This is a genomic window from Tepidibacter mesophilus, assembly GCF_002724055.1.
Classification (GTDB): domain Bacteria; phylum Bacillota; class Clostridia; order Peptostreptococcales; family Peptostreptococcaceae; genus Tepidibacter_A; species Tepidibacter_A mesophilus.
Genome location: NZ_BDQY01000043.1, coordinates 1 through 7,808 on the forward strand (window position 1 = coordinate 1; position 7,808 = coordinate 7,808).

The window sequence follows — 7,808 nt, forward strand, 5'->3', positions numbered from 1 at the left end:
AAATCTTTGACATTTCTAAGATGCCTTAAAAATGTATTATCCCGTATTAGCATATCTTTCGATATGTTATCCGTGTGTATAGGGCAGGTTACCCACGCGTTACTCACCCGTCCGCCGCTAAGATTAAAAAGCAAGCTTTTTAATCTCCGCTCGACTTGCATGTGTTAGGCACGCCGCCAGCGTTCATCCTGAGCCAGGATCAAACTCTTAAATAAAATTTAAAGTTTGTCAGTACTCAGTAAACTGACTTTATGTTTGTTTATTCCGAAAATCACTGATGTGATTTATTTATAACCTACTGTTTAATTTTCAAAGTTCATATGTTGTGTTCATGTGTTTCTCGTTCGCCTCATTATCGAGGACAAGTAATAATATATCAGCTATTTAATAATCCGTCAACACCTTTTTTGAAATAATTTTCAAAACATATAATTTGTTTCTATTTAATTATCCTATTAAAGCTTTATATTTAAACATGTACATAGAATTTATTATATTGCATAATTTAAAGTAAAAATTATTACAATTCTATATAAAATAATCTAAATTAGTCATTAAAAATCTTTATTTTGAAGATTAAGATGCATATTTTTTTGATTTTAGAGTGTTTATTTAAAATATTTCTTAATATAATTATCTAAAAAATAAAAGCGAAGTATATACCTCGCTTTTATTTTGCTATATCCATGTCTTCATTATAATCCACATGAAGAACAGCTCTTTTCAATTGTAATGATTTTTTTACATCTATTATTCTTTGATTTGATGATCCTCTATACTTTAGAAGCATACTTTTTTTAGATTCTACAAATTTACCATCTATTAATACATCTATCTCATTTAAAAGTGTATTCCATTTAAAATATCTTTCATTTTTAATATCAGTTAATTGCTCAAATGTATATCCACTATAAGCCCAAACATCTAGCCCAAGTTTTCTTGCTTCTTTGCATATTTTCACAAGAGCATCTGGTTGTTCAAATGGATCTCCTCCAGACAGAGTTATACCTTTTTGTAGTTTCAAACATTTTAAAGTATCTATTATTGACTCCACTTCAACTTCAAAACCTCCACAAAAATCATGAGTTTGCTTGTTGTGACACCCTTTACATTTGTGCTTACAGCCTTGGGTCCATATTACAGTTCTAAGTCCTGGTCCATCAACTATGCTGTCTGATATCACAGAAGATGCTAGTCTTAACTTCATAATATCACCCCTTTTTAATTATGCTTAACTCTATCTTTAACCTCAGCTCTTTTAGCATCATTAAATCTATCTACAGTACCAACTAGGTATCCTGTTATTCTTCTTATTCTCTCAAAGTATATGCCATCTTCTCCGTCTTTTCTTCCACAAGCTGGACAAGTATCGTCTATAACTCCATTAAATCCACAAACCGAATCTCTATCAAGTGGATGATTTATACTTCCATATCCGATTCCAGCTTCCTTCATGGCTCTTACTATACTTTCAAATGCTTCTATATTATCTGATGGGTTTCCATCAAGTTCTATATAACTTATGTGTCCTGCATTAGTAAGTGCATGATATTTAGCCTCTTTTTCTATTTTATCAAATGCAGATAACTTGTGATATACAGGCACATGAAAAGAGTTTGTATAGTAATCTCTGTTTGTAACTCCTTCTATTTCACCGAACTCTTTTTTATCTATTTTAGTGAATCTTCCACTTAATCCTTCAGCAGGAGTTGCTATTAAAGAAAAATTCAATCCATATTTTTCACTAGCTTCATCCATTTTATCTCTCATGTATTTAATTATCTCGACACCTAAATTTTGGGCATAATCACTTTCTCCATGATGTTCCCCTATTAATGCCTTTAGACACTCAGCAAGTCCTATAAATCCAATTGTCAATGTTCCTTGCTTTATAACTTCTCTTAAATCATCTTCCCATGATAACTCTTTAGAGCCAAGCCATACCCCTTGTCCCATTAAGAAAGGAAAATTCTTAACTTTTTTATTTGCTTGTATTTCAAATCTTTCCATTAATTGATCTACTACTAAATCTATTTTTTCTTGGAGCTCTTTATAAAACCCTTCTATATCGCTCTCTTTATTTTTTAATATTCCATGTTTTATCCCTAATCTAGGAAGATTAATAGTTGTAAATGAAAGATTCCCTCTACCTGTAACTATTTCTTCTCCACATACATTTCCAAGTACTCTTGTTCTACATCCCATGTAAGTAGCTTCTGTTTCAGGACGTCCTTCTTTATAATACTGAAGATTAAATGGAGCATCTATAAAGCTAAAATTCGGAAATAATCTCTTTGATGAAACCTTACATGCTAATTTAAATAAGTCATAGTTTACATCTTCTTTATTTAAATTTATACCTTCTTTTACTTTAAATATTAAAATAGGGAATATAGCTGTTTCTCCATTCCCAAGTCCCTTTTCCAAAGAAAGTAATAGGTTTTTACTAACCATTCTTCCTTCTTCACTTGTATCTGTTCCAAAGTTAACGCTAGAAAAAGGTACTTGAGCTCCAGCTCTTGAGTGCATTGTATTTAAATTGTGTATAAAAGCTTCCATAGCTTGATAAGTTTTTCTATTTGTTTCTCTCAAAGCTTCCTTACTTGCGAATTTCTGTATTTTTAAGCATTTTTCTTGATCTAAATTATATGCCTTAATCAATTCTTGCTTGATTTTATTGTTTATCTCTTCATCTATAGTTAACGAAATTTCTTTGTTCAAAGATTTTTCTAGTTCATCAATTCTGTCGCCTATAATTTTGATTTGATCTTCTTTAATATCATTTTCTATACTTATAGCTTTATATATATTCTCTATATACGATCTTTTAAATGTTTTTTTAACTCCATTTGCCATACCATAATCAAAAAAAGGTATACTTTGCCCTCCATGTTGATCATTTTGATTAGATTGAATAGCAATTGCTGCAAGTGCAGAATAACTTAAGATATCTTGAGGCTCTCTTAGGTGTCCATGACCTGTTGAAAATCCTCCTTTAAATAATTGAGTTATATCGATTTGGCAGCAAGTTAAAGTACCCATATTTAAAAAATCCATATCATGTATATGTATATCTCCACTATCATGTGCCTTTGAATGATTAGGCTTTATTACAAATTCTTTACAAAATTCCTTAGATACAGCACTCCCATATTGAAGCATTGTTCCCATAGCTGTATTTCCATCTATATTAGCATTCTCTCTTTTTATATCTGCATTATCTGCATCTGAAAAAGTTATTTCTTTTATAGATTTAATTAACCTTGTCTTAGAGTTTCTTATTCTACTTCTTTCCGCTCTGTATAATATATACGATTCACTAGTTCTTGCATGTCCATTTTTTATTAAAGTTTTTACAACAGCATCCTGAACATTTTCAACATTCGGAACTTGTCCTATGTATTTTTCAGTTAAAAGACTTAGTACCTTATCTGCTAATTTTTCTGCCACTTTGTAGTCTGGTGTTTTTCCTTCTTTTTGAGCAACCTCACTAGCAGCTAAAAATATAGCTCTAGCTATTTTGTCTTTACTAAAACTAATTATTCTACCGTCTCTTTTTTTTACATTTTCAATCATGCTACTGCCCCCTTGTACATTATGTTGTATGCGTCTATTTGATTTGTACTACATGTAGTGTCATCAATCAAAAAAAATACCCTTTAACCTCGTTAAAGGGTCTTCGTATATTTGCTATATTTAGATTATCAAAATTAATCAAATTAGTCAAACAGTCTCAAAGTATTGAAATTTCAAGTTCATTTTTCTGAAACCAAGTATTTATAATGGGTCTATTTTTTTCGAAATTTTTCCTAAAATTTTTATAGAACAGTTTACATTTGCTTATACTTAGTATGTGAAACTCTATACTATCCTTTTAATATAGAATATATTTTATCCATATCAACATTTGATCTTACTATATTAGCTAATTTATCGTATTCTTTATCTTTAAATTCTTTAAAAGATGTAACTTCACTTTGTATTTCATCTAATCCTCTAGACTTTCTTATATTATTTAGCAATCCTCTTGTAAAGCTTATATTATCAAATATTCCATGTATATAGCTGCCAGCTACATTACCTTGTAAATTTATAGCTCCTTCTAGCTCATCTATATTTTCGTTCATTCTTTTAATCATTTTATTCAAACTTCTAGATTCCTTCCCTACTACACTTCTTCCCATGTGTATTTCATAACCCTCTACCTTCATTCCTTCAAGTGAAGATAGTAGTCCTCTTACATTATTTTGAATAATAGCTTCTACTTGTGTAGTTATCTTTTCTCCTTCAAATGTAGTTTCTATATCTAAAAGACCTATCCCGTCTATTTCTTTTATTCCACATTCAACTCCATCTGGGTCGTATAGTTTTTTCCCTAATATTTGATATCCTCCGCAAATACCGAATATAAGTTTTCCTTTTTTGTGTAAATCTTTTATCTGTCTTTCAAGACCACTTTCTCTTAAATAAATAAGGTCTTCTATTGTATTCTTACTTCCAGGTATTATTAATATGTCTGGATCACCTATAGATTCACCCCTCATTACATATCTCAAGTTAACATCTTCCTGAGTTTCAAAAACATTAAAATCTGTAAAATTAGAGACGTGTGGAAGATATAAAACCTCTATATTAATTGCTCCACTTTCTTTTGATTTTTGATTTTTAAATCTATCTGTAAGACTATCTTCATCTTCTATTTTAAGATTACTATACGGTATAACCCCAAGAACTGGAACTTTTATTATATCTTCAATCATTTTTATTCCTGGCTTTAGTATTTCTACATCTCCCCTAAATTTATTTATTATAACTCCTTTAACTCTTTTTCTTTCCTCTTCTGTTAAAAGTAGCATAGTACCTGCTAACGATGCAAATACTCCACCTCTATCTATATCTCCAATTATTATAACAGGTGAGTCTGATAGATTTGCCATCCCCATATTTACTATATCATTTTCTCTTAAATTTATTTCAGCAGGACTTCCCGCTCCTTCTAATACAACTACATCATATTCATTTTCTAGTTGATCATATACTTCTTTTATCATATTTGAAAGCTTTGGTTTAAATTTATGGTAAGTCACAGCATCCATATCAGCATATACATTTCCATTGATTATAACTTGTGATTTTTTATCTGTTGTAGGTTTCAAAAGTACAGGATTCATTCTAACATCAGCCTCCAATCCTGCAGCTTCTGCTTGAAATACTTGAGCTCGTCCCATTTCATCTCCGTCTTTTGTTATAAATGAATTCAGAGCCATATTTTGTGATTTAAAAGGTACTACATTTAACCCATCTTGCTTAAATATTCTACAAAATGCAGCTGTAAGTAAACTTTTGCCTACATTAGAAGCTGTTCCTTGAAGCATTATAGATTTTCCCATTATTTATCCCCCTTGTATTTTGTATTCTTATATTTATTTAAATTAGATATATAAATTTTAACATTTCTTACTTAATTAATTCAATTATATTATAACTTATATAAGCTAATATGTTTATAAATTTATATTCATTACAGTTTTATAGGCTTTATCTTTAGGATAAAATAATATTATATTTAATATAACATTATTATTATGCTATAATTTATTAAATCGAACTTAAGTGAGGAGTGATTAAATGCTTTCTAATGAATTAAAAAATATAACACCATCTTATACTATCGGTATAAGCTCTAAAGTAGCGGAGCTTCAAGAAAAAGGCCTTAATATATGCAATTTAAGCATAGGTGAACCCGATTTTAATGTGCCTACAAAAGCAAAAGATATTGCTATTGATGCTTTTAATAATAATAAGACTAAGTATAACAATGTTTCAGGACTTAATGAATTGAAAAATGAAGTTATCAAAAAGTTTAAGTTTGAAAATAATGTTGATTACGATTTGGATGAAATAGTTATTTCAAGTGGAGCAAAACACGCTATAACTAATACCTTAATTTCTATATTAAATCCTGGCGATGAAGTTTTAGTTCCTAAACCATACTGGGTTAGTTATCCTGAAATGATAAAATTATGCTCAGGTCTACCCGTTTTTGTAGACACTGATAAAAAAAATAATTTCAAGGTTACTGTATCCGACATAAAAAAATATATGACTTCTAAGACAAAAATGTTATTTATCTCTAATCCATCAAATCCTACTGGCGCTATTTATACCAAAGAAGAACTTGAAGGAATTGTTGATATATGTACAAAAAACAATATATATATATTAGCAGATGAGATTTATGAAAAAATATCTTATGAAGATGATTTTGTTAGTATAGCATCTTTATCCAATGAAGCTAAAAATATCACTATAACTATAAATGGTTTTTCTAAATCAGCTGCTATGACAGGTATGAGAGTTGGCTATTCTGCTTCAAATAAAAGTATCGCTAAGGGCATTTCTACAGTTCAAGGACATCTAGTTTCACATCCATCTACTATATCTCAATGGTGCGCATATGGAGCATTAAAGTACTGCTCAGATGATATAGATGATATGGTTAAGATATACAAGCAAAAAAGAGATTTAGCTATAGATTTGCTGTCTAATATAAACTCAATAGACTATATTTATCCAAAAGGTGCTTTTTATATATTTATAGATATTTCTAATTTTAAATCTAAACTTGATTATAAAGATAGTTTTTCAGTTGAATTTTGCGACAAGCTTTTATCTAATAATAATGTAGCAGCAGTTCCTGGAGTTGCATTCGGAATGGATGATTATATAAGAATTTCTTATGCTTGTAGTGAGGAAACTTTAGTTAAAGGCATTAAGGGTATTAAGGAATTTGTAAATTCTTTATTGTAGAGCCAATTCCTAAGTCAATATACTATTTTTATCTATGTATATAACTTATAACAATAACAACCTAAAAATAATGATCATTAAAATACCTCTCATATATTAAATATTTCTATAAAACTAAGCATTACAGTATTTAAATATCCTAAAAGTTCTAAACTCGCTATGCTCAAACATCGAACTTTCTTAACGAATATTCAAATACTGTAATACAAGTTTTATAGAGAAATATTTAATAAATTCGCTAACATTTTAATGATCATTATTTTTTAATTCTAAGATTGCTATCGCAAATTTTATAGATAATGGTTACTGCTCAAAGCGATAGCTTCATTTCTATATCTATATTTACTATTAAAAGAACAAGCTTATGCTTTTTTAACCAATCTAAATGTTCTTATATTTTTATATTAATCTCATATCTCCAAGTCGCCACGTATTCTTTTTCTCTCTAAGAGTTAACTTTATTGATATATCTACATACTAAAAAAGATGGTTATTTAAATGTTAGTGAATCTTTTAAATATATTTTAATAAAACTTATGTTGTATCGCTTAAATATACGTTAAAAAACTTCTTGTGTCTGAGCCTAAGCGAGTTTAAGAAGTTTTAGTATATTTAATAAGATAGAACATGTAGTTTTGTAAATATATTTAATGTATTCACGGTATTTAAATGACCATCTTTTTTCGATTAATCACTATACAAAAAATAAAAAATTCGTCTACTCGCTACGCGGTGACTCATGTCGCCAACGATCCCTAACGGTCTCCGTTGCTTAAAAATAGTTGCAAGTATAGTTTTTCAACAAATGTTATCCATAGATTCAAAATCATATAGTTTCGTATACAATAAAAAAAGATTACGTGGCTACGTCCTACTCTCCCAGGAGGCTGCCCTCCAAGTACCATCGGCGCTAAGGAGCTTAACTTCTGTGTTCGGAATGGGAACAGGTGTATCCTCCTTGCTATAATAACCACATAATCTTTATTTTGTTGTAAATC

General features: G+C 29.5%; 4 protein-coding genes and 2 rRNA genes. 1 reads left to right on the plus strand and 5 read right to left on the minus strand.

Features of this window, described 5'->3' with window-relative positions:
• From Tmeso_RS15465 to Tmeso_RS15480, 4 genes are all read right to left on the minus strand, one after another.
• A 16S ribosomal RNA gene (locus Tmeso_RS15465) occupies positions 1–215 on the minus strand; the annotation flags it as partial.
• A gap of 455 nt (positions 216–670) precedes the next feature.
• Entirely contained in the window at positions 671–1,207 is a 537-nt protein-coding gene (gene nrdG / locus Tmeso_RS15470) for an anaerobic ribonucleoside-triphosphate reductase activating protein (protein WP_099192816.1), read from the minus strand.
• A 14-nt stretch (positions 1,208–1,221) separates the two neighbouring features.
• On the minus strand, positions 1,222–3,576 hold the full coding sequence (locus tag Tmeso_RS15475) for an anaerobic ribonucleoside triphosphate reductase (RefSeq protein WP_099192817.1): 2,355 nt from the start codon (positions 3,574–3,576) through the stop codon (positions 1,222–1,224).
• Positions 3,577–3,866: 290 nt separating this feature from the next.
• Positions 3,867–5,390 (minus strand): cobyric acid synthase, encoded by a 1,524-nt coding sequence (locus Tmeso_RS15480; protein ID WP_099192818.1) that lies wholly within the window; start codon positions 5,388–5,390, stop codon positions 3,867–3,869.
• A gap of 238 nt (positions 5,391–5,628) precedes the next feature.
• Between Tmeso_RS15480 and Tmeso_RS15485 the strand changes: the two genes are divergently transcribed.
• The gene (locus Tmeso_RS15485) at positions 5,629–6,810 is read left to right on the plus strand and encodes a pyridoxal phosphate-dependent aminotransferase (RefSeq protein ID WP_099192820.1); all 1,182 of its coding nucleotides are present in this window, start codon (positions 5,629–5,631) and stop codon (positions 6,808–6,810) included.
• Between the two features lie 858 nt (positions 6,811–7,668).
• Here Tmeso_RS15485 and rrf read toward each other — a convergent pair.
• Positions 7,669–7,785, minus strand: a 5S ribosomal RNA gene (rrf, locus tag Tmeso_RS15490).
• Between the last annotated feature and the right edge of the window lie 23 nt (positions 7,786–7,808).